Consider the following 20,692-nt stretch of genomic DNA (forward strand, 5'->3'; position numbering starts at 1 on the left):
AATTTTTTTAGTTTGGATGTCTTTCACAGCCATTTTTATTTATTTTCCAGCATACAGTACATTTTTCACCTTCAGCTTTATTGGTAATTACTGTTATTTCACTTGATGAACTTTTTTCAACTATAGCACTTGAAGTGATACATAACTCTGAAAAATCTATATCTTTAAAACTATCAATCATTTTATCATTTAAATTAATTAATATATTTGCCTCTAAGCTTGAGCCTATCTCTTTAGTTGCTCGTTTTGCTTCTATACTAATATTGCAAATATCTCTTATTTTTTTTAATTCAATCCATTTGTTATTTAATTGATTGTTTTCAAAAGATTTTGGAAACTCCATAAATTTTTCAAGATGAATGCTTTTTTCATCTTTATTAATCAACGTAAAAATTTCTTCAGTTGTAAATGATAAAATTGGTGCAAACCATTTACTTAAAGACTCAAGCAATATATTTAAAACTATAATACAACTTTTTCTTCTTTCCGAGTCTTTGCTATCACAATATAAAGCATCTTTTCTGATATCAAAATAAAATGCAGATAAATCTACAGTACAAAAATTCAATAGTTCTTTATAAAGATTATGAAAATCATATGATCTAAAATAGTTTTTAAAATTTTTATTTAGCTCATATACTCTATGAAGCATATATTGCTCTAATTCAGGTAATTGATTTAAATCTAATTTTTCTAAATCTATCTTTTTAAAATCATCATTTAAATTTCCTAATAAATATCTAAAGGTATTCCTAATTTTCCTATAAGAATCTGCATGCTGTTCTAAAATTGAATAATCTATTCTTAAATCCTCCTCATAATTGGATGATGCAACCCATATTCTTAAAATATCAGCACCATATTTTTTTAAAATATCCTCAGGTGCAATTACGTTTCCTACAGATTTTGACATTTTCAGACCTTTGCCATCCACAACAAATCCATGTGATAATATCGACTCATAAGGCGCTCTCCCTCTTGTTCCACAAGATTCTAAAAGAGACGAATGAAACCATCCCCTATGCTGATCTGAACCCTCTAAATACATTGATGCTGGCCATTGAAGATCTTCTCTTTTTTCTAAAACAAATGCATGAGTGCAGCCGCTATCAAACCAAACTTCAACAATATCACTTATTTTTTCGTAATCTTCTGCTTTATATTTATCCCCTAAAAATCTTTGAGGACTATCAGAAAACCAACAATCAGAACCTTCTTTTTCATAAATGCTCGCAATATTCTCATTTACATTATCATCTACTAAAATTTCTTTAGTAGTTTTATGAACAAATATTGGAAGTGGAACTCCCCAAACTCTTTGTCTTGAAACACACCAATCTGGCCTTGTTTCAATCATTGCTTTTATTCTTTCTCTGCCTTTGTCTGGATAAAATTTAGTATCATCAAGAGCTTTTAATGCTTTTTTTCTCAAGCCATGACTTTCCATAGAAATAAACCATTGCGGAGTTGCTCTATGAACAAGAGGTGCTTTTGATCTCCATGAATGTGGATATGAATGAACTAGTTCCCCATCAGATAATAATTTTTTTTGTTCTTTTAATTTTTCAATAACAATTGGATTAGCTTTGAAAATATGAGTTCCCTCAAATAAAGGAAGGTTTTTAGTATATTTACCATCACCATCTACTGTCTCTATGGCTTTTATCCCATGCTTTAAACAAAGATTAAAATCATCAGGACCATGACTGGGTGCACAATGAACAATGCCTGTTCCCTGTTCTGTTGTAACAAATCTTGCCTCAAGCATTGGGATATCATAATCATAACCAAGATCTAAGAAAGGGTGACTACAAATTGTATCTTTAAAATCTTTACCTTTAAATTTTTTTATTTCTTTGTAACTTTTGATTTCACAATCTTTGATTACAGATTCTAGTAGAGCTTCCGCAACAACTATTTTTTTATTCTTAAAATCTCCTTCATCACCTAATTCAATTATTAAATAATCTAAGGCTTCATTATAAGCTAGAGCTTTGTTTGCAGGTATAGTCCATGGAGTAGTTGTCCATATAATAACTTCTGTATTTTCTAATTCTTTTATATTTGTTTTTTTTACTGGGAAGGCTGTATAAATTGTATCTGATTTATGATCTTGATACTCAACCTCAGCATCTGCTAAAGCTGTTTTTTCTACAGTTGACCAAAGTACAGGTTTAAAACCCCTATAAAGACTTCCTTCTTTTAAAAATTTTCCTAATTCTCTTACAATTTGGGCTTCTGCTTCAAAGCTCATTGTCGCGTAATGATTATCCCAATCTCCAACAACACCTAGTCTTTTAAATTGTGTTTTATGAACTTCAATCCATTTTTCAGCAAACTCTCTACACTCTTTTCTAAATTCTGTTATTGGAACTTCATTTTTATTTTTTTTGTTTTTTTTATATTGTTCTTCGATTTTCCACTCAATGGGTAAACCATGACAATCCCATCCTGGGACATATACAGAATCTTTACCATCCATTTGATGGAATTTAACAATAATATCTTTTAAAATTTTATTTAAAGCAGTACCCATGTGAATATTACCATTCGCATATGGTGGACCATCGTGAAGTATGAACTTCTCTTTTCCCTTATTAGATTTTCTCAACTCCTTATAAAGATCAATTTTTTTCCAATATTCTAAAATTTCAGGTTCTTTATTCTGTAAATTTGCTTTCATGGAGAAAGCTGTTTTAGGTAAATTTATATTTTCTTTGCTCATGTTAACTTTTTTTAGCGACTTTTAAGTCACTTTGAATTTGTTTTTTTAATTGATCAACGTTTTTGAATTTTTTCTCTTTTCTTATAAATTTTGTGAACTCTACTGATAAATACTTATTATAAAGATTTCCAGAAAAATTAAAAATATGAACTTCTAATAAAATTTTTTTTTGATTAAAAGTTGGTCTATAACCAAGATTAGCAATCGCTTTTAGTGATTTATTTGAGTTTTTTTGTTTTACTTTAACAGCATACACTCCAGGCATCGCAATCACATAATCCTTAATATCAATATTGCAGGTTGGAAAACCAATTTTTTTTCCTTGCTGTCTTCCCTTTTGAACAATTCCTTCAATTGACCAATTTCGACTTAATAACTTATTAGTTTTCTTTAACTGTCCTTTTTCTAGAAGAGAGCGGATATATGTTGAGGAGATAACTTTTTTATTTAAAATTAGTGGTTGTGGTTTTACTATTTTGTAATGGTATCTTCCCTCATTTTTTATTAACTGCCTAACATCTCCCTCTCTTTTATTACCAAATCTAAAGTTATTGCTAACAAATATGTATTGAGCTTCTAATTTTTTTGATAAAATTTCTTTAATAAAAAAATCAGACTTAATTGCAGAAAATTTTTTATCAAATTTTTTAGTAATTATAAAATCAACTCCTAAATGATCTAAAATTATTTTTTTTTGATTTATATTTGAAATTCTAAAGTTTTTAAAACTTTTATTAAAAAACATTTTAGGCATTGGCTCAAATGTTAAAACACCAATTTTTAGATTAAATTTTTTTTTATAAGTATTTGCTAATTTAAATAATTTTTGATGACCTAAATGAACGCCATCAAAATTTCCAATCAATATAATTGATTTTTTATGATTATTTGAAATTTTAAAATCTTTATACAGTTTCATATTTTACCACTTTAATTCTGTTTGAATAAAGTTTACAACAACTTCATATTTTTTTGAAATTACATCGATTCCTTCTTTTTTAATTTCATCTTTATGAACACCATTTGATATAATTAATGAATTAAAATTTAAAAGATTGGCTCCCTTAATATCTGTATTTAAATTATCACCGATAGATAAAACTCTTTTTCCTTCGTTATTGATTACTTGATTATAAACTTCAGGAAATGGTTTTCCAAAATAAGTAACCTCTCCTCCCATTTTTTCAAAAACAAGAGCCACAGACCCTGCGCATAATTCTCTTTTTTCACCTCTATCAACAATTAAATCCGGATTAGTGCATATCATTTTCTTATCCATATGATCTTTGAATAACTCCGTGTAATATTTTAAATCCTCACCTTGCTGCTCAAATAATCCTGTACAGAGTAAGTATGAGCTTTCTTTAATGTTATTAGTCTTATTTTTTTTAAAATCTAAAAATAAATCAAAATCTCTTGGTGGTCCCACATGATAAAACTTTTCTTCTAGAGAATTTTTTTTTAAATAATTCAGCGCTGCTTCTCCTGAAGAATAAACTTTTTCTCTAATTTCTTTATTCATTCCCATTTTTTCTAAAAAATTGTTTACTATTTTATTAGGTCTTGGCGCATTGGTTAAAAGAACATAGTCTTTATTTGCTTTGGTGATTTCTTCTAAGGTTTCGATTGCGTTTTTATGAAGAGTTATCCCATTATGAACAACACCCCATAAATCGATATAAAAAATATCATAATTCTCTACAATCGACCTTAATCCATCCTTATCTAAATTCTTAGTCATTATGGGAGGTATAACTTATAAAAAACACAATTTCTCTGGTTTTTTGCCTTACATATTTTTTTTAACATCTCTTGAAATAGTAAACCTAATAGCTATATGAGTCGCATAATAAAAGGAGAATTTATGAAATTTAAACCGTTACACGATAGAGTTTTAATAGAAGTTTTAGACAGTAGTGAAAAAACTGCTGGAGGAATAATTATCCCTGATACAGCTCAAGAAAAGCCTCAAGAAGGTAAAATTATTGCTGTTGGTGGTGGTGCAAAAACTGAAGATGGAAAACTAATTCCAATGGATGTGAAAGTTGGAGACAAAGTTCTTTTTGGCAAATGGTCAGGAACTGAAATCAAAATAGATGGCAAAGAATACAGCATAATGAAAGAGTCTGACATTATGGGTATTTCTGGCAAATAATTTAATTTAAAGGAGAAAATAAAATGGCAAAAGTTGTAAAATTCGACTCTGAAGCAAGAGCAGCAATGATAAGAGGTGTTGATATCCTTGCTAACACAGTAAAAGTTACTCTTGGACCAAAAGGTAGAAATGTTGTTATCGACAAATCTTATGGTGCACCAAGAATTACTAAAGATGGTGTTTCTGTTGCAAAAGAAATTGATCTTGAAGATAAATTTGAAAACATGGGTGCTCAAATGGTTAAGGAAGTTGCTAGCAAAACAAATGAGGAAGCTGGTGATGGAACAACTACAGCAACTATTTTAGCACAAGCAATTGTTAAAGAAGGTGTAAAATATGTAACAGCTGGCATGAACCCTATGGATGTTAAAAGAGGAATAGATTCAGCAGTAGATCATGTTAAAGCAAGTTTAATTGCTTCAGCAAAAAAAGTAAAAGATACTGATGAAATTGCTCAGGTTGGAACTATTTCAGCTAATGGTGATAAAGAAATTGGTAACATGATTGCAAAAGCTATGCAAAAAGTTGGTAATGAAGGTGTTATTACTGTTGAAGAAGCTAAGGGAGTAGAAACTGAGTTAGACGTTGTTGAAGGTATGCAGTTTGATAGAGGTTATTTATCACCATACTTTATTACTAACGCTGATAAAATGACTACAGAGTTAGAAAACCCTTTCATCTTATTGCATGAAAAGAAATTAACTAACTTACAACCAATGGTTCCACTTTTAGAAGCTGTTGTACAAGCTGGTAGACCACTAATGATTATTTCTGAAGATGTTGAGGGCGAAGCTCTTGCAACTCTTGTGGTAAATAAACTTAGAGGTGGTTTAAAAGTTGTTGCAGTTAAAGCTCCAGGTTTTGGTGATAGAAGAAAATCAATGCTTGATGATATTGCAATTTTAACAGGCGGTCAGGTTATCTCAGAAGATATTGGTGTTAAACTTGAAAACGTTAAACTTACTGATCTTGGATCTTGTAAGAGAGTTAAAGTTGATAAAGATAACAGCACAATCATTAGCGGCAATGGTAAAAAATCTGAAATTGAAGCTAGATGTGCTCAAATCAAACAACAAGTAGGTGAAACAACTTCTGATTATGACAGAGAAAAACTTCAAGAAAGACTAGCAAAACTTGCTGGTGGAGTTGCTGTAATCAAAGTTGGTGGTGCAACTGAAGTAGAAGTTAAAGAAAGAAAAGATAGAGTTGAAGATGCTCTTAACGCAACTAGAGCTGCTGCTGAAGAAGGAATAGTAGTTGGTGGTGGTTGTGCTCTTTTATACGCTTCACAGAGTCTTGACACACTTAAAGTTAAAGGAGATGATCAAAAAGCTGGTGTTGCATTAGTTGCTAAAGCTTTACAGGCTCCTATTAGACAAATAACTTTAAATGCTGGAGTTGATGGTTCAGTTGTAGTTGGAAAACTACTTGAACAAAATAAAAAAAATATGGGTTACGATGCTCAGAACGAAGAATACGTTGATATGTTTGCAAAAGGTATCATCGATCCTGTTAAAGTTGTAAGAACAGCTTTACAAGATGCAGCTTCGATTGCTGGATTACTTGTAACTACTGAAGCCATGATTGCTGATAAACCAGATGATAAAGATGCTGGTGGTGGAATGCCTGGTGGAATGCCTGGTGGAATGGGTGGCATGGGTGGCATGGGCGGAATGGGCATGTAATCCCATCTATTTAGACCTAAAAATTATAAAACCCCCGTTGTTAAACACTTCGGGGGTTTTTTTTTATCTATTCGTTACAATGTCCTTACAATGTCCATACAATGTTGTTTGCTTCCGCAAATTCCCATTCCACTATCTTATTTTATAGTTATCTAACCACTCATATAAGAGGTGTTTAAACTTTTCTTCCCATATTTTTTTGGCATCATCATAATATTTACATTCTTCACCATATCTATAACCAAGTGTACCTGGAATACTTCTTCTGCAACTCATACAATTAATAAATTCAAATTCTGTGTACCAAGGATCATCTAATTTAACTTTATCCATTAATGACTGATAGGCACTAGAAGTGCCATCTTTAGAACCACACTCAGGGCAGATGAAAGGGTTGATGTGTATTATACCATCTTCGTCTTTAAGATAAGGTTTCATTTCTTTTTACCTAATAATTTTTTAAGATATTGATAAATGGGTTTGACAATTAGATTTAATAAAATTGTACCTATGAATAAAATAAGCAGTAAAAAAGTAATTAACGTTAAACTATAAACAATTATATTAGTTATTAGTTCCCAAATTGTACCACCTATTGGATCTCCAAAAATTCTAATGTTATCAATAAAATCAAAGTCATATCCAAAAATCATGAAAGATACGAACAGAACTCCAAGACCAATGATAAAACCTAATATAGATTCCATATATTTTTCATTTAGATTCGGACAATTGTGTTGATGTGCCTCGAAGAACTTTACCAGAGGTTGGGGCAACTTTTGACGCAACCTTAGCAATTACAATTAAACAAACAAATGCTATTAAAAATATTTTCATTTATTAAATAAATTTACCATCTTTAAATTCAACAACAAATTTTGTTCCATCTGGTTTATACACGGTGCCTTGACCATGATATTTACCATCTTTAAATTCAACAACTAATTTTTCTCCATCTGTTTGATACATGGTGCCTTGACCATGATATTTACCGTCTTTCCATTCACCTACGTATTTTCCTCCATCACCAAACATATAAGTTCCTTGCCCATGATATTTATCATTTTTAAATTCACCAACATATTTTTTTCCATCTGGATATGTTGCAGTGCCTTTATGATATTTACCATCTTTCCATTCACCCACATATTTTACTCCATTTGGAAATGTTGCAGTGCCTTGCCCATTTCTTTTACCATCCTTAAACTCAACAACAAATTTTGCTCCATCTGGAAATGTTGAAGTGCCTTGCCCATGATATTTACCGTCCTTAAATTCACCAACATATTTGGTCCCTACTAGTGATGTTACCGTACCGTGACCATGATATTTACCATCCTTAAATTCACCCACATATCTCCCTCCATCTGGTTGATACTCGGTGCCTTGACCATGATATTTATTGTCTTTCCATTCACCTTCGTATTTTCCTCCATCTGGATATGTTGCAGTGCCTTGACCATAACATTGACTATCTTTCCACTCACCAGTGTATTCTGATTTGTTTGGAATTTTTAAGGTACCTTGACCATTTCTTTTACCATCCTGAAATTCACCCACATATCTCCCTCCATCTCGAAATGTTGTAGTACCATGACCGTGTGGTTTATCCTCTTTAACCTCACCAATATATTTTGATCCGTTAGATAAATTCAGGGTTTTCTTCATACACATTAACCTTAGCAAAAGTCATTAAGTTTAACCATTATTCTTTAACAGCATAAAACGTGGGATCTTGTACAATGTTGTTTGCTTCTGACTTGAGGACGGTTAGGTGGTCTTTAACAATGTCTTTACAATGTTCTTTTTAAAAAAGTGATGTGCTTATTGATTAATAAGTCTATGTAATGAGAATGTAATACGGTTCCATCTAGAGAACACTCTAGATACATATACTAAACAAAATTAGAAACCCTCGGAAAGAAATTTCTGGGGGTTTTTTATTTTAAAATTGAAAATTGATATCTTTTCCAAATTCTTCTGGGTGTAATTGGTAAAAAAAAAGTTTGTAATTTTTTATTTTTATAATCCTTTGTAAACATCCAGTCAGATTTTCTAAGATCAAAACCCATACCTGAAAAAAAATATCTATTATTTATAAATTTAGAAACTATCTTAATTTTTTGCCAAAAAGTTAAATGTAAATGTTCAAATGAAATATTTTTAATCTTAAATTTATTTAAGTCTAACTTCATTAAAACATCATAATCCATTCCTTCAATATCAATTGACAGATATTCAATTTGATTAACATCATTTTTAACAAAAAATTCTGATATCCTTAAACACTCAACACTTTTTTTTTCAATTTTACCATATGGAAAGTGTTTTTTTACAAAAGATTTGGAATTTGAAAAAATTTGATAATTTGGAAAATCTTCTAAACAATAAAAAAAATCTATTGTTTTTAAATCAATATTATCAGGAATGATTGCTAAATTGAAAATCTTGACATTTATATTATTTTTATAGAATTTTTTTAAATTATTTATATGAATAGAATTTGCCTCTACAATTAACACTTTTTTTTTTTTAATATTTTTTGAGACTATATAATTGGAAAATCCATCTTGAATATTTGTATCCAAACTTGCTGAACCAGAACCTATTTGTATTAAACACATAAAATTTTATTTCATTTTATCATATTAAATATCAAATAAATATTAAGGTTATCTTTTGAGTTTCTTTTGAATTCATTACTAAAAGTGATGAACAGTGATAAACAATTTTAAGAAAACTAAAGTAAATCAGTAATTTTTTATATTAAATTCTCTAGCTAATTTTTTTACAATCAATAATAAAAGCAGATGCCAAGAAATAACCCTTCCAATCTAATGGGTTTTCTATTTTCCAAGAAATTTTTCTGTAATAATGCTCATCATAGTTTTGGAATAAAGGTGGCAAGGCATGAAAATGATAAAAATATATTCCTTCAACTGACAAGCCTAATTTTGCCATTTCATCAGTTATTGTTAATGGATTATGTGGAATATGATTATAAACACCTTCTTCATCAATATTTTTAAACTTAAATTTGTTTCTATCAGAAAAGTTTTTTGTTAATTTTTTATATGTACTTTTCCATTCTTTTTTTAATTTTTTGACGTCATATATTTCATCTAAAAATGTTTTTGTGTAGTTATTTAAAGTGGTAATATCAAATAACCTATTTCTTAATGAAAAAATTAATCTGCCATTTTTCTTTAATTTTTTTTTCTGATTTAATAGTGTCTTGTTAACATTTTTAGCATAATAAAAAGCCCCCATACCCAGTATACAATCTACAGAATTATTTTTTATTTTTTTTGGACTTTCAAAATCATCATAGAATACCAAATCAGGAGATAATTTATTCTCTATAAGGTTTTTTTTTGCTTCTAAAACCATATTCTTTGCTTTATCGTACCCAATAATATTAAAACCTCTCTTTTTAATGTCAATAAGTGGCATTCCAGCACCACAACCAGCATCTATAATTTTTTTTGGTTTATGTTTTTTTAAAAGTTTTACAAAAATTTGTTCTCTTTTAAGGTTAGCAGGATATCTAATGTCTAGCCTTAATTTTTTATACATAGCAGTATATTTTTTAACTGAATAATTTTTGTTAAAAAATTGAAAAGCATTAGTTTTTTTCATAAATCAATTTACTAATTCATTTTTAAATAAAATACTATAAATTTTTTTTACAGATTTTAAATCTAATTTTATTAAATTTGAAATCTTTTCTAAAGAATTTGTTCCATCAGCATATTGAAGAAAGTTCATATAATTTTTAGTTAACTTGTTTTTATTTTTTGTAGATAATGTTGGATAAAGACCTCTTTTACCCATCTGTGGTTCGCACATTATTTTATATTTTGGATAAATTCTCTCTAATAATATCTCAATTGATTTTCTAGCAACATTGAATCCTCCTAGGCAACCTTTTAAAGTTACAAGGTTAAAATTATCTAAAGAAGTATGATATTCAGGGTATTCACCATATTTTGTTCTAAAAATCGATGAAATTTTTAAGTCAATTCCAGGCGAATTATATTGCCTTTCATCTGAGCCTCTTCTTAAAAAAGAATAAACTTTATACTTTTTTATTTTTAATGACTTATAAGCTTCAATAATTGCTTCATCAGATGGTGAATTCTGATACTTTGAAAACATACAGGAATGCTGTCTTTCGTCACCAATACATGAAAGATTATATCCTCCAATAACGTTCTCTTTTAAATATTCAATATTTTTACTTAAATAAGATATTGAACCTATTGTTTCAGGAATAAATACAAATCTTAAAGTTTTATTTAATTTTTTACTTTTAAAATAATTTATTAAACCCATAGAAACTATAGGTCCAGACAACTCATTATTTGCCATTGAAGGGTGGCAAATATATGTTGAAATCAAAATTTCTTTTTTAGATTTACCTTTTAAAATCAATTCACCATAATTTAAATTTCCTTTTTTGTTTAAACTTGAATTAATAATAACTTTAAATTTATCATTTGAAGAATATCGTTTATCTAAAATTTTATATTCATTATAAGAAACACAGAACCCCCATCTTTTTTCATAATATGAGGTTATATATGGTATGGCTTTTGGATAATTTTGTAAGAAATATAAATTTTTAAATAATTCTTTCTTTGAAAGATCTTTTTTTAAAGGGATTGAATATCCAACCACGTGTAAGTTATTTTTTCTAAAGTCAATAATTTTATTGTTGTATTTATCAATTACATACGCATCTAATATATTCCATTCTTCTGGAACGTTCCAATCAAAAACTTTTGTTTTTGATTTTATTTTTTTTACTTTAAGTTTAGGAAATTCACTTTGAATGATGTTTAGTGTTTTTCTTACCCCTTTACCTGTTAAACTTCTAGTTAAAGGAAAAAGTTTTATTTTAGCAATATTATAATATTTTTTTATAGTCACACTCAACATGTAACACAGATAGAACCTAAATAAAAAAATTTAACTCTCCTGTAAAATTAAGCTATCTCTTATGTTGCTTTTAATTCCCTTCAAAATGACTAACTGTGATGAACAATTTTAAGAAACACAAGTAAATCAATATTTATTGAAATGTTCAATGGTTAAGTAGTTCCCCTCTTTTTTAAGAAAATTCAAAGGCCCTCTTTTTAGGTGGTCTTTTTTTTTATTAAGCTGTTATAAGATTAAGATATGTCAAAAAGATACAGTGGAAAATCATTTAAGGACTCAAGTGCTGCTAAAAAACCAAAATTAAGCCTGAAAGAAAAAAGGAAAAATAAAAAAGAGAAATCTAAAAAATCTTAGACCTTAGCTCTTTTTTGACTATGTTTTTTGAAGGTAAAGCTTTTAGGTCTATCACTTCTGCTTTTAAACTTCTTCTTTCCATCAAAACTAGAGCTTTTTTTCTCTCCACTAGTAGATGAACTTTCAGATGTTTTTTTTCCAAAGTATTTTGGATTATTTGTGAATCCTGTTGGTTTCGAGTTATCTTTTTTTGTAAAACTAGATTTTCCTTTGTAACCGAAACTTTTTTTCTCTCCATCTCTTGATGATGAACTAGATCTTCCATAACCAGAAGGTTTTGATTTGTCCCCAAAACTAGATTTTCCTTTGTAACCGAAACTTTTTTTCTCTCCATCTCTTGATGATGAACTAGATCTTCCATAACCAGAAGGTTTTGATTTGTCCCCAAAACTAGATTTTCCTTTGTAACCGAAACTTTTTTTCTCTCCATCTCTTGATGATCTGTCAGGTCTTCCTTTGCCAAAAGATTTTTTTTCATCTCTGAATTTTCTTTTTTTATTGTAAGGAGCCTTTCCTCTTTTTCCTCCTCTTGAGTCTCCTCTTGCGCCACGAGGTGCAGGTTTAAAATTTGGATCAATTAATTTACTAATTTCATTCCACATCGATCTATCATCTGGAGTAAGAAAAGTTAAAGCAGAACCTTCTGTTCCAGCTCTAGCTGTTCTTCCAATTCTGTGAACATAATCCTCTGGAACTTGTGGAAGATCAAAATTAATTACGTGCTGGATTAATGGAATATCCAGTCCTCTTGCAGCAACATCAGTTGCTATTAATATTCTTTTAAGGCCTTTTCTAAATGAAGTGATTACACGATCTCTTTTACTTTGACGAAGGTCTCCATGAATAGCATCAGCTGAATGGCCCTCTTCTTTAAGACGCTTGACCATTTTATCAGCACCTCTTTTAGTTTTAACAAAAACTAATATCGATCCTTTTCTTGCTATAAATTGGTCTACTAGTTGATCGTATTTATTTTCTTTAAAAACTTGAAGAGTTTCTTGTTTAATTTTTGCGATCGGTACTGATGTTGACCCTGTTGAAATTCTTTGAGGCCTATTTAGATATCTCTCAGAAATTCTAACAATATTCTGAGGTAGTGTTGCAGAAAATAATAAAGTTTGATGATCTTTTGGAACAAATTTTAAAATTAATTCTATTTGAGGGGTAAAACCCATATCTAACATTCTGTCAGTTTCATCTAGTACTAGGTATTTAGTGGCTGATAGATTTAAACTTTTTCTTTTTAAGTGGTCATTAATTCTTCCAGGAGTTCCAACTATTATTCTTGATCTATTACCTAGTTGTCTAAGTTGTTTTTGCATTGCCTCTCCACCAATAAGTAAAGCAGTTTTAATGTTAATTTTATCACTAATAATGCTTTTAATTGCAGCCATTACTTGAGTTGCAAGCTCTCTAGTTGGACACATAACTAATGCAAATGCATTTTTATCTAATATTAATTTATTTATTAGAGGAATGCTGAATGCCAATGTTTTTCCAGTTCCTGTTTGAGCTGTTCCTAAAATATCTTTTCCCTCTAAAGCAACAGGAATTGCCATCGCCTGAATTGGAGTTGGTTTCGTAAACTTCATTTTTTCCAATGAATTCTTTAACGAATCTTCTATTTTTAGTAATTTAAAGTTTTCCATTTAGGTATTTAGATTTTTTAAAATTTAAGGAGATATGCTCTTAATCCTTTAATACGTCTAATTTATATACGGATATCTATACGTTTTTATAACAATCACAAGAAGTGAATTTTTAGAAAAATTAATTTAAGTGAGTAAATATTGATTTTTTTTAAGTTTTCAAATGACTCAATTAATGTATAAGAGCGTCAAATTATGAGTAACAATATTCGAAACATCACAATTATCGCTCACGTTGACCATGGTAAAACAACTATGATTGATAATCTAATGAAACAAAGTGGTTCATTTAGAGAAAATGAAGTTGTAGATGAAAGATTGATGGACTCTGGAGAGTTGGAAAAAGAAAGAGGAATTACTATTCTAGCTAAACCTGCTTCTATTGATTGGCAAGGTACTAGAGTTAATATTATCGATACACCAGGTCACAGAGATTTTGCAGCTGAAGTAGAACGTGTTTTAAGTATGGCTGATGGTGCTTTATTATTAATTGATTCTGCTGAAGGTGTAATGCCACAAACAAAATTCGTATTAGCAAAAGCTCTTAAGCAAGGTTTAAAGCCCATTGTTGTAATTAACAAACTAGATAAAGCTGATCAAAGAGCTAATGAAGTTTTAGATGAAACATTTGACTTATTTGTAAGTTTAGATGCAAACGAGGAACAGTTAGATTTTCCAGTTATGTACGCAAGTGGAAGATCTGGATGGGCAGATAAAGAAGTAGATGGTCCAAGAGAAAATCTACACCCATTATTAGATTTAATCATAGAACATGTTAAGCCAGCAGACCTTGATAAAACTAAACCTTTCGCAATGCTATCTACTTTATTATATGCAGATAGTTTCTTGGGTAGAAGTTTAGTTGGAAAAATATCTCAAGGAACGGCAAAAGCTAACCAGCCTATTAAAGCAATAAATCTTAAAGGTGAAAAAGTTGATGAAGGTAGATTAACTAAAATTTTTAGATACGAAGGAACAAAAAAAGTACCCATTGAAGTTGGTGAAGCAGGAGATATTGTTGTAATTGCAGGTTTAGAAAAAGCTAATGTAGCAGATACAATTTGCGATCTTGAAGTAAACGATCCACTTCCAGCAACTCCAATAGATCCTCCAACAATGTCTATTACTATAAGTGTGAATAGTTCACCTTTGGCTGGGACAGAAGGTAAAAAATTAACAAGTACTCAAATCAGAGATAGACTGCTTACTGAAGCACAAAATAATGTTGGAATTTCTTTTTCTCAAAATGTAAACGTAGATGCTTTTGTAATTAGTGGTCGTGGTGAGCTAATGCTTGAAATTCTACTAACACAAATGAGACGTGAAGGTTTTGAAATGACTGTAAGTCCTCCAAAAGTTTTATACCAAAAAGATGATAATGGTAACAGACTAGAACCAATTGAAGAGATTACTGTTGATGTAGATGAAGAGTTTTCATCAAAGATTATTGACTCAATGAATAGAAGAAAAGGTAAATTACTTGATCTTAAAGATACAGGAAAAGATAAAAAAAGATTAATCTTTCATGCACCAACAAGAGGCTTAATGGGTTACACAAGTAGATTTTTAACTTTAACAAAAGGGACTGGTGTAATTAATAGAATCTTCCATGGTTATGGAAAATTTGAAGGTGAAATGGATGGCAGAAAAAATGGTGCTTTAATTTCAATGGCAAACGGAAAAGCTGTTGCATTTGCAATATTTAACTTGCAGGCAAGAGGTGAAATGTTTGTAACTCATAATGATCCCGTTTATGAAGGAATGATTGTCGGATTAGCCCCAAAACCAGGTGATATGATTATTAATGTCATGAAAGGTAAGCAGTTAACGAATATGAGAACTCAAGGAACTGATGAAAATGTTGTGCTTACACCAGTAAGACAAATGTCAATTGCTGAACAATTAAGTATGCTAAATACTGATGAAGCTTTGGAGATAACTCCAAAATCTCTTAGATTAAGAAAAGCCATTCTAAATCCTAATGACAGAAAAAAGAATGAGAAATCTGGAACACCTCTTTAATTAAAAGTTTTTCCAACAAGATATAATCCTAAAGCAACCGAAGGTCCTATTCCAAAAGCAAATAATAAAGTTCCAATTCCAACTGTTCCACCTAAATACCACCCAATAGACATCACTGTTATTTCAAGAAAAGCTCTTACAGTTGCAATGGGTAAGTTAGTTTTTTTTTGTAAACCAACCATTAGTCCATCTCTTGGTCCTGCACCTAAGTTTGCAACAAGATAAATCCCCCCACCAAGACCAACCGTAAGTACAGCAATCGTTGCTAAAATTAATTGATTTAAATAATTTTCAGGGGTTGGTATAAATTTTATGCAGACATCGATCATTAAACCAATAATTATTGCATTTAAAATTGTTCCAATTCCAGGTTTTTGTTTAAGTGGCAACCAAAGAAACAAAACTCCAATACTAATTAATACTGTTATTATTCCAATTGAAAGATCAACATTCAATGCAATACCTTGTGCAAGAATAGACCAAGGGGAAGCCCCCGCAAAAGAAACTATTAATAACCCCTCACCTAGACCAAATAAAACTAATCCAAGACACAAAAAAAAGAAAGTTGAAATTTTTGGTTTAAGATTTAATGGTTTTTCAGAACTCCAATATATTTTAGGAATATCTTTAATTTTCAAGAACATAATTTCAATAAATTACTTCTTTTAAAACTAAAGTCTATTATTGTTACTCCTTTATGAAAAAATTTTTTATTATAATATTTTTCTTAGCATATTCACTCAGCTCAAATGCTCATATGGCGCATTATAATAAATTTAATAAAATTGAAATGGAGATTTTAAAAGATGGTGAAGTTATTGGTTATAATTATTATTTTTTTAAAAAGGATGGAGATAAGACAACAGTTACAAATCAAATTAAATTTACAGTGAAATTATTTGGTGCAACAATTTTTGAAGTTGAAGGGTTTGGGGAGGAAAAGTATACTAAAGATCAATTAATTTCTTTTAATTCTAAAACACTTCAAAATGATAAAAAAAAATATGTAAATTTAGAATTTAATAAACAAACAAATAAATTTGATATTCGGGGTTCTTCCTATAGTGGTATAGCATCAATAAATAACGTAGTTGGAAACTGGTGGAGCCATAAAATTTTACAAACTGATAGTCAAATTAGTCCAATATCAGGTAGCATCAAAGAACAAGTGGTAACCTTTGTTGCTAAAGAAAAAATTGAACTCTACGGTAAAACTTATGACGTGGATCATTTTAAATTAACCTCAAAAGACATGTCTTTACCAAAAGATAAAAGACTTAATTTTGATATATGGTTTGATAAAAAAAATTCATTAATTTTAAAGGTTGCTTATTCTAGATTAGGAAATTGGGAATATAAGGTTAAAAAGTTTGAATAAAACTATTTATTTATTTTATTAAAAAGATCTTTAGCACTTATCCATCCAGACTCTAGTCTAGGTCCAACAAACCAATCCGCACAAACTCCTAGGTTTAAGGAAGAATTCCAATAACTTTTAATTCTCAAAGGTTTTGAGTTAGATGAATATTTCCAGCCATGATTTAATGAAAATAAAACTTTGGTTTTTTTGATGCCTATAAGTTTAAAAAACTGCTCAATCATAATCTTTGTGTTCAATTTTTTATTTTCTCGATTTTTATCAATTTTTTTATTTGCCCATGAGTAAGTGCTCTGCAAAGTCCAAAGATCATTTTTACTTTTAAATCGCATTTTACTATTTTCATTTCCAGCCCAACCTAAAATTTTATCATTAAAAAAATAACTACTAACATTAAGTTTACTTTTTTTTGTTGCCATCATGACTGTTATATTTGCATCCATTTTTATTTTTTGATTAATAAATGAATGTTTAATATATTTTTTTGAAAGTTTTTTTAATTGAGGAAATGGACAGGTTAATATCAATGATTTATATAATTTTTTTGACCCATCAGAAAAATATATTTCCCAAACTTTATTTTTATTAAAAATTTTAATTACTTCACTATTAAAATTGCAGTTGATATCTTTTAATAGATATTTGCTGATTGCGTTGTTACCTTTTTTTCCAATTATTTTAGTATGTTTTTTGTCTTCTTTCTTATCAGTATTTAAAAATAAATGTTTTCCTGTCCATTTTTTAACAATTTTTTTTGAAATTAAGCTTTTTATAAATTTTTTAAATTGAATACTTTTTGGTGAAATATACTGAACACCATGGTCAAAGCTTTCATTCTTATTAAGCTTTTTATTAGACGATCTTCCCCCAACTCCTCTCGCTTTATCATAAACATCTAATGAATATTTTTTACTAAGAGAATTTGCAATTGTTGCACCAGAAATGCCTGAGCCAATAATACAGAAATCCTTCATTTACCCGCAACTACCATGCCATCTATTAACATCGTTGGAGCATTGGTAGAATATTTAAATTCAAGATCATCAGCCAAAGTAATGTTTTTGAAGATATCTTTAAAATTTCCAGCAATAGTTATTTCACTTATTGGATATTTAAACACTCCATTTTCAACCATAAACCCTGTGGCACCAACTGAATAATCTCCCGTAACTAAATTACTTCCATGACCGATTGTTTCTGTAATATATAAAGTTCTTTGATTTAATTTTAATAAATCCTTGTAAGAAATGGAACCTTTTTCAAAATATAAATTACTTGTTCCACCACTTCTACCATTTGACTTAAGATTTAGCTTTTTTCCATTATAGGTATCTACTAAATAATGTTTTAAAACACCTTTATCTACCAACTTTAATTCATCAGTTTTCACTCCTTCAGAATCAAAATACCTTGACCCTAATCCTTTAACTATATTAGGTTTATCAAAAATATTTATTGAAGAAGTAAATATTTCCTCATTAATTTTATCTTTTAAAAAAGATGTGCCTCTTGCAATTGAAGAAGCAGATATTGCACTTGCAAAAGTACTCAATATTCCTTTTGAAATTCTTCTATCAAAGACAATACTAATTTTTTCACTTTCTATTTTTCTTGGATCTAATTTTTGTAGCGTTTTTTTTGCTGCCATTTCACCAATTTGACTAGGTTTTAACATATCATTTAGATGACAAGTGCTGGTAAATTCATAATCTCTTTCCATTTTATTATTAGAATCTTTTGCTACAGCCACACATGATGCTGAAAAAGAAGAAGATTTATAACCATTTAAAAAACCATCACTGCTAGCTAATATAAAATTTGATTTTGACTCAGAAAAACCAGTTTCTGTATTAATAATTTCTTTTTTTTGAAATGCAGCCTCTTCTACTTCTTTTAAATATTCAATTTTTTCATCATTCTCTATATGATCATCATCATATAAATTTAGATCATTAATTTTATTAGCCAGTAAGTCTTTATCTGGTAATGAATTATATTCATCCTCTGGAGTAATTTTTGTTGTCTCAATACATCTTTCAACCAATGTCTTGATATTTTCTTCAGTAAGATTTGAAGAAGAAATACTTGATTTTTTTTTGCCGATATAAGTTGTAAGACTAACCCCTAGGCTATCTGACCGATCAGATTCGTCTAATTTTTTATTTCTAAAATTTACTGTTTCTGAGATGGAGTGCATCACAGCAGCAGTTGAGTCTGTTGCTCCAAGTTTTTTTGCTAAATCTATACAAAAAGAAGCTGTCTTTTTTAAATAATCTTGATCTTTAACCATATGATTTATAATTGAGTTCCACCAACGGTCATTTTATCAATTAAGATCGATGGCTGTGCCACACCTACTGGAACACCTTGCCCTGCTTTTCCACAAGTTCCAATACCTGGGTCAAGCATCATGTTGTTACCAACCAATGAAACCTCTTTTAAAATTGAAGGTCCATCACCAATTAACGTTGCACCTTTAATAGGTGATCCAATTTTACCATTAATAATTTCATAAGCTTCTGTACAGTTAAATACAAATTTTCCTGAAGTAATATCTACTTGCCCACCACCAAAACTTACTGCAAATATTCCTTTATCAACCGATTTAATCATCTCTTCTTGAGAATATTTTCCATTTAACATCATGGTATTTCTCATTCTTGGGAGAACAACATGTTTGTAGCTTTCTCGTCTTCCACTACCTGTTGATCTTGTATTCATCAATCTAGCATTTAGTCGATCTTGCATAAAATTTTTTAATATACCATTTTCTATTAAAACAGTTTTTTCAGTAGGTGTCCCTTCATCATCTATTGTTAAACTTCCTCTTCTATTATGAAGAGTTCCATCATCAACAATAGTAACACCCTCACTAGCAACTCTTTGACCCATTAAATTATGAAAAGCAGATGTTTTTTTTCTGTTAAAGTCACCTTCAAGACCATGCCCTATAGCTTCATGAATTAGTATTGCTGGCCAGCCTGATCCTAAAACAACTTTCATTTCTCCTGCTGGTGCAGGTTTACTTTCAAGATTTACTGAAGCAATTCTAAATGCTTCATCACATACTTTTTTCCAATTATCATCTTTAAGATATTCATCATAAGATTGTCTTCCACCAATTCCATAAACTCCTGTTTCTTTTTTTCCATCTTTTTCAAGCATGACTGAAACATTAAAACGAATTAAAGGCCTAACATCTGTTAACACTTCACCTCCAGATCTTATAATTTCTATAGATTTATGCTCACCTGCAAAACTAGCAGTGACTTGTTTTACCATTCCACCTTTAGCTCTCGTATAGTTATTAACTTCTTTTAAAAGATCCAATTTAGATTGTAGTGATTTTTCTTCTATCGGATTCACATCTTTATAAAATTTTTCATTAGTTTGTGGAATTTCATGATTGTAAATACCTTTTTGAGATTTCAATGTTGAGCTTAGATTGCTAGCTGATTGTTTTAATGATTTTTTTGAAATTTCATTTGAATGAGAATAAGCTACTACTTCACCAGTAACCGCTCTTAAGCCATATCCTAAATCAGAACTATAACTAGAACCCTTTATTTTATCATCATCAAGTACAATGGATTCGCTTTTAGAGTTCTCTAAATAAAGCTCACCATCATCACAACTATTTAATGTTTCTGATATAATGCTCTCAGCATCTTTTCTTGATAAATCTGTTTTAGTAAAAAAATCATTCATACATAACAAGTAATAGTTATAATTATTTTTTCAATTGTCGTATTTCGCACATATACAATCTATAGGATTCTATAT

The 20,692-nt window shown here is 29.6% G+C and carries 19 protein-coding genes; 4 read left to right on the top strand and 15 right to left on the bottom strand.

Features of this window, described 5'->3' with window-relative positions:
• Positions 1-7: 7 nt before the first annotated feature.
• Genes ileS through AC5SMR_RS05775 form a run of 3 tightly spaced genes read right to left on the bottom strand, consistent with a single transcriptional unit; the run spans position 8 to position 4,466 of the window.
• Entirely contained in the window at positions 8-2,725 is a 2,718-nt protein-coding gene (gene ileS / locus AC5SMR_RS05765) for an isoleucine--tRNA ligase (protein WP_494576627.1), read from the bottom strand.
• A 1-nt stretch (position 2,726) separates the two neighbouring features.
• Positions 2,727-3,644, bottom strand: coding sequence for a riboflavin biosynthesis protein RibF (gene ribF, locus AC5SMR_RS05770; protein WP_027307185.1), 918 nt, complete (start codon positions 3,642-3,644; stop codon positions 2,727-2,729).
• Between the two features lie 3 nt (positions 3,645-3,647).
• Positions 3,648-4,466, bottom strand: a complete 819-nt coding sequence (locus tag AC5SMR_RS05775; protein WP_494576628.1) for a TIGR01459 family HAD-type hydrolase — start codon at positions 4,464-4,466, stop codon at positions 3,648-3,650.
• A 123-nt stretch (positions 4,467-4,589) separates the two neighbouring features.
• Here AC5SMR_RS05775 and groES point away from each other — a divergent pair, with 123 nt between their 5' ends.
• Together groES and groL are read left to right on the top strand one after the other, a co-directional pair.
• Positions 4,590-4,880: a co-chaperone GroES gene (gene groES, locus AC5SMR_RS05780; protein ID WP_494577405.1), complete on the top strand. Its 291-nt coding sequence runs from the start codon at positions 4,590-4,592 to the stop codon at positions 4,878-4,880.
• A gap of 23 nt (positions 4,881-4,903) precedes the next feature.
• The gene (gene groL / locus AC5SMR_RS05785; protein ID WP_494576629.1) at positions 4,904-6,565 is read left to right on the top strand and encodes a chaperonin GroEL; all 1,662 of its coding nucleotides are present in this window, start codon (positions 4,904-4,906) and stop codon (positions 6,563-6,565) included.
• Between the two features lie 132 nt (positions 6,566-6,697).
• Here groL and AC5SMR_RS05790 read toward each other — a convergent pair whose 3' ends face one another.
• The 8 genes from AC5SMR_RS05790 to AC5SMR_RS05825 form a co-directional block, all read right to left on the bottom strand.
• Positions 6,698-7,003, bottom strand: a complete 306-nt coding sequence (locus AC5SMR_RS05790; protein WP_494576630.1) for a hypothetical protein — start codon at positions 7,001-7,003, stop codon at positions 6,698-6,700.
• A complete protein-coding gene (locus tag AC5SMR_RS05795; protein ID WP_494576631.1) occupies positions 7,000-7,272 on the bottom strand; it encodes a hypothetical protein in 273 nt (90 codons plus the stop codon). The genes AC5SMR_RS05790 and AC5SMR_RS05795 overlap by 4 nt, the downstream gene beginning before the upstream one ends.
• Positions 7,273-7,279: 7 nt before the next feature.
• Entirely contained in the window at positions 7,280-7,402 is a 123-nt protein-coding gene (locus AC5SMR_RS05800; RefSeq protein ID WP_494576632.1) for a hypothetical protein, read from the bottom strand.
• Between the two features lie 3 nt (positions 7,403-7,405).
• Positions 7,406-8,233, bottom strand: a complete 828-nt coding sequence (locus AC5SMR_RS05805; RefSeq protein WP_494576633.1) for an MORN repeat-containing protein — start codon at positions 8,231-8,233, stop codon at positions 7,406-7,408.
• A gap of 272 nt (positions 8,234-8,505) precedes the next feature.
• Positions 8,506-9,189 carry an FkbM family methyltransferase gene (locus AC5SMR_RS05810; RefSeq protein WP_494576634.1) on the bottom strand — a complete coding sequence of 228 codons (684 nt, stop codon included), beginning with the start codon at positions 9,187-9,189 and terminating at the stop codon, positions 8,506-8,508.
• 151 nt (positions 9,190-9,340) lie between these two features.
• On the bottom strand, positions 9,341-10,204 hold the full coding sequence (locus AC5SMR_RS05815; protein ID WP_494576635.1) for a class I SAM-dependent methyltransferase: 864 nt from the start codon (positions 10,202-10,204) through the stop codon (positions 9,341-9,343).
• 3 nt (positions 10,205-10,207) lie between these two features.
• Positions 10,208-11,497, bottom strand: a complete 1,290-nt coding sequence (locus tag AC5SMR_RS05820) for a DUF4910 domain-containing protein (RefSeq protein ID WP_494576636.1) — start codon at positions 11,495-11,497, stop codon at positions 10,208-10,210.
• 359 nt (positions 11,498-11,856) lie between these two features.
• On the bottom strand, positions 11,857-13,509 hold the full coding sequence (locus AC5SMR_RS05825; protein WP_494576637.1) for a DEAD/DEAH box helicase: 1,653 nt from the start codon (positions 13,507-13,509) through the stop codon (positions 11,857-11,859).
• Positions 13,510-13,704: 195 nt separating this feature from the next.
• Between AC5SMR_RS05825 and typA the strand changes: the two genes are divergently transcribed.
• Positions 13,705-15,531 carry a translational GTPase TypA gene (typA, locus tag AC5SMR_RS05830; protein WP_494576638.1) on the top strand — a complete coding sequence of 609 codons (1,827 nt, stop codon included), beginning with the start codon at positions 13,705-13,707 and terminating at the stop codon, positions 15,529-15,531.
• Here the strand turns inward: typA and yczE are convergent.
• Entirely contained in the window at positions 15,528-16,175 is a 648-nt protein-coding gene (gene yczE, locus AC5SMR_RS05835; RefSeq protein WP_494576639.1) for a membrane protein YczE, read from the bottom strand. The two genes, typA and yczE, sit on opposite strands and share 4 nt — an antisense overlap.
• 53 nt (positions 16,176-16,228) lie before the next feature.
• On the opposite strand from yczE, the gene AC5SMR_RS05840 reads away from it, so the two are divergent.
• Positions 16,229-16,909 carry a DUF6134 family protein gene (locus tag AC5SMR_RS05840; protein ID WP_494576640.1) on the top strand — a complete coding sequence of 227 codons (681 nt, stop codon included), beginning with the start codon at positions 16,229-16,231 and terminating at the stop codon, positions 16,907-16,909.
• Between the two features lie 2 nt (positions 16,910-16,911).
• Here the strand turns inward: AC5SMR_RS05840 and AC5SMR_RS05845 are convergent, their stop codons facing one another.
• The 3 genes from AC5SMR_RS05845 to tldD are packed head-to-tail and all read right to left on the bottom strand — an operon-like array spanning position 16,912 to position 20,617.
• Complete coding sequence (locus tag AC5SMR_RS05845; protein ID WP_494576641.1) at positions 16,912-17,883, bottom strand: NAD(P)/FAD-dependent oxidoreductase; 972 nt, start codon at positions 17,881-17,883, stop codon at positions 16,912-16,914.
• Positions 17,880-19,199, bottom strand: coding sequence for a TldD/PmbA family protein (locus AC5SMR_RS05850; RefSeq protein WP_494576642.1), 1,320 nt, complete (start codon positions 19,197-19,199; stop codon positions 17,880-17,882). The genes AC5SMR_RS05845 and AC5SMR_RS05850 overlap by 4 nt, the downstream gene beginning before the upstream one ends.
• A 5-nt stretch (positions 19,200-19,204) precedes the next feature.
• Complete coding sequence (gene tldD, locus AC5SMR_RS05855) at positions 19,205-20,617, bottom strand: metalloprotease TldD (RefSeq protein WP_494576643.1); 1,413 nt, start codon at positions 20,615-20,617, stop codon at positions 19,205-19,207.
• Between the last annotated feature and the right edge of the window lie 75 nt (positions 20,618-20,692).

The organism is Candidatus Pelagibacter sp. PS_28 (assembly GCF_059417885.1).

Excerpts from the sequence above, each read along its gene's own strand:
- ileS (WP_494576627.1), bottom strand. The coding sequence starts at position 2,725 with ATGAGCAAAGAAAATATAAATTTACCTAAAACAGCTTTCTCCATGAAA.
- ribF (WP_027307185.1), bottom strand. The coding sequence starts at position 3,644 with ATGAAACTGTATAAAGATTTTAAAATTTCAAATAATCATAAAAAATCA.
- AC5SMR_RS05775 (WP_494576628.1), bottom strand. The coding sequence starts at position 4,466 with ATGACTAAGAATTTAGATAAGGATGGATTAAGGTCGATTGTAGAGAAT.
- groES (WP_494577405.1), top strand. The coding sequence starts at position 4,590 with ATGAAATTTAAACCGTTACACGATAGAGTTTTAATAGAAGTTTTAGAC.
- groL (WP_494576629.1), top strand. The coding sequence starts at position 4,904 with ATGGCAAAAGTTGTAAAATTCGACTCTGAAGCAAGAGCAGCAATGATA.
- AC5SMR_RS05790 (WP_494576630.1), bottom strand. The coding sequence starts at position 7,003 with ATGAAACCTTATCTTAAAGACGAAGATGGTATAATACACATCAACCCT.
- AC5SMR_RS05795 (WP_494576631.1), bottom strand. The coding sequence starts at position 7,272 with ATGGAATCTATATTAGGTTTTATCATTGGTCTTGGAGTTCTGTTCGTA.
- AC5SMR_RS05800 (WP_494576632.1), bottom strand. The coding sequence starts at position 7,402 with ATGAAAATATTTTTAATAGCATTTGTTTGTTTAATTGTAATTGCTAAG.
- AC5SMR_RS05805 (WP_494576633.1), bottom strand. The coding sequence starts at position 8,233 with ATGAAGAAAACCCTGAATTTATCTAACGGATCAAAATATATTGGTGAG.
- AC5SMR_RS05810 (WP_494576634.1), bottom strand. The coding sequence starts at position 9,189 with ATGTGTTTAATACAAATAGGTTCTGGTTCAGCAAGTTTGGATACAAAT.
- AC5SMR_RS05815 (WP_494576635.1), bottom strand. The coding sequence starts at position 10,204 with ATGAAAAAAACTAATGCTTTTCAATTTTTTAACAAAAATTATTCAGTT.
- AC5SMR_RS05825 (WP_494576637.1), bottom strand. The coding sequence starts at position 13,509 with ATGGAAAACTTTAAATTACTAAAAATAGAAGATTCGTTAAAGAATTCA.
- typA (WP_494576638.1), top strand. The coding sequence starts at position 13,705 with ATGAGTAACAATATTCGAAACATCACAATTATCGCTCACGTTGACCAT.
- yczE (WP_494576639.1), bottom strand. The coding sequence starts at position 16,175 with ATGTTCTTGAAAATTAAAGATATTCCTAAAATATATTGGAGTTCTGAA.
- AC5SMR_RS05840 (WP_494576640.1), top strand. The coding sequence starts at position 16,229 with ATGAAAAAATTTTTTATTATAATATTTTTCTTAGCATATTCACTCAGC.
- AC5SMR_RS05845 (WP_494576641.1), bottom strand. The coding sequence starts at position 17,883 with ATGAAGGATTTCTGTATTATTGGCTCAGGCATTTCTGGTGCAACAATT.
- AC5SMR_RS05850 (WP_494576642.1), bottom strand. The coding sequence starts at position 19,199 with ATGGTTAAAGATCAAGATTATTTAAAAAAGACAGCTTCTTTTTGTATA.
- tldD (WP_494576643.1), bottom strand. The coding sequence starts at position 20,617 with ATGAATGATTTTTTTACTAAAACAGATTTATCAAGAAAAGATGCTGAG.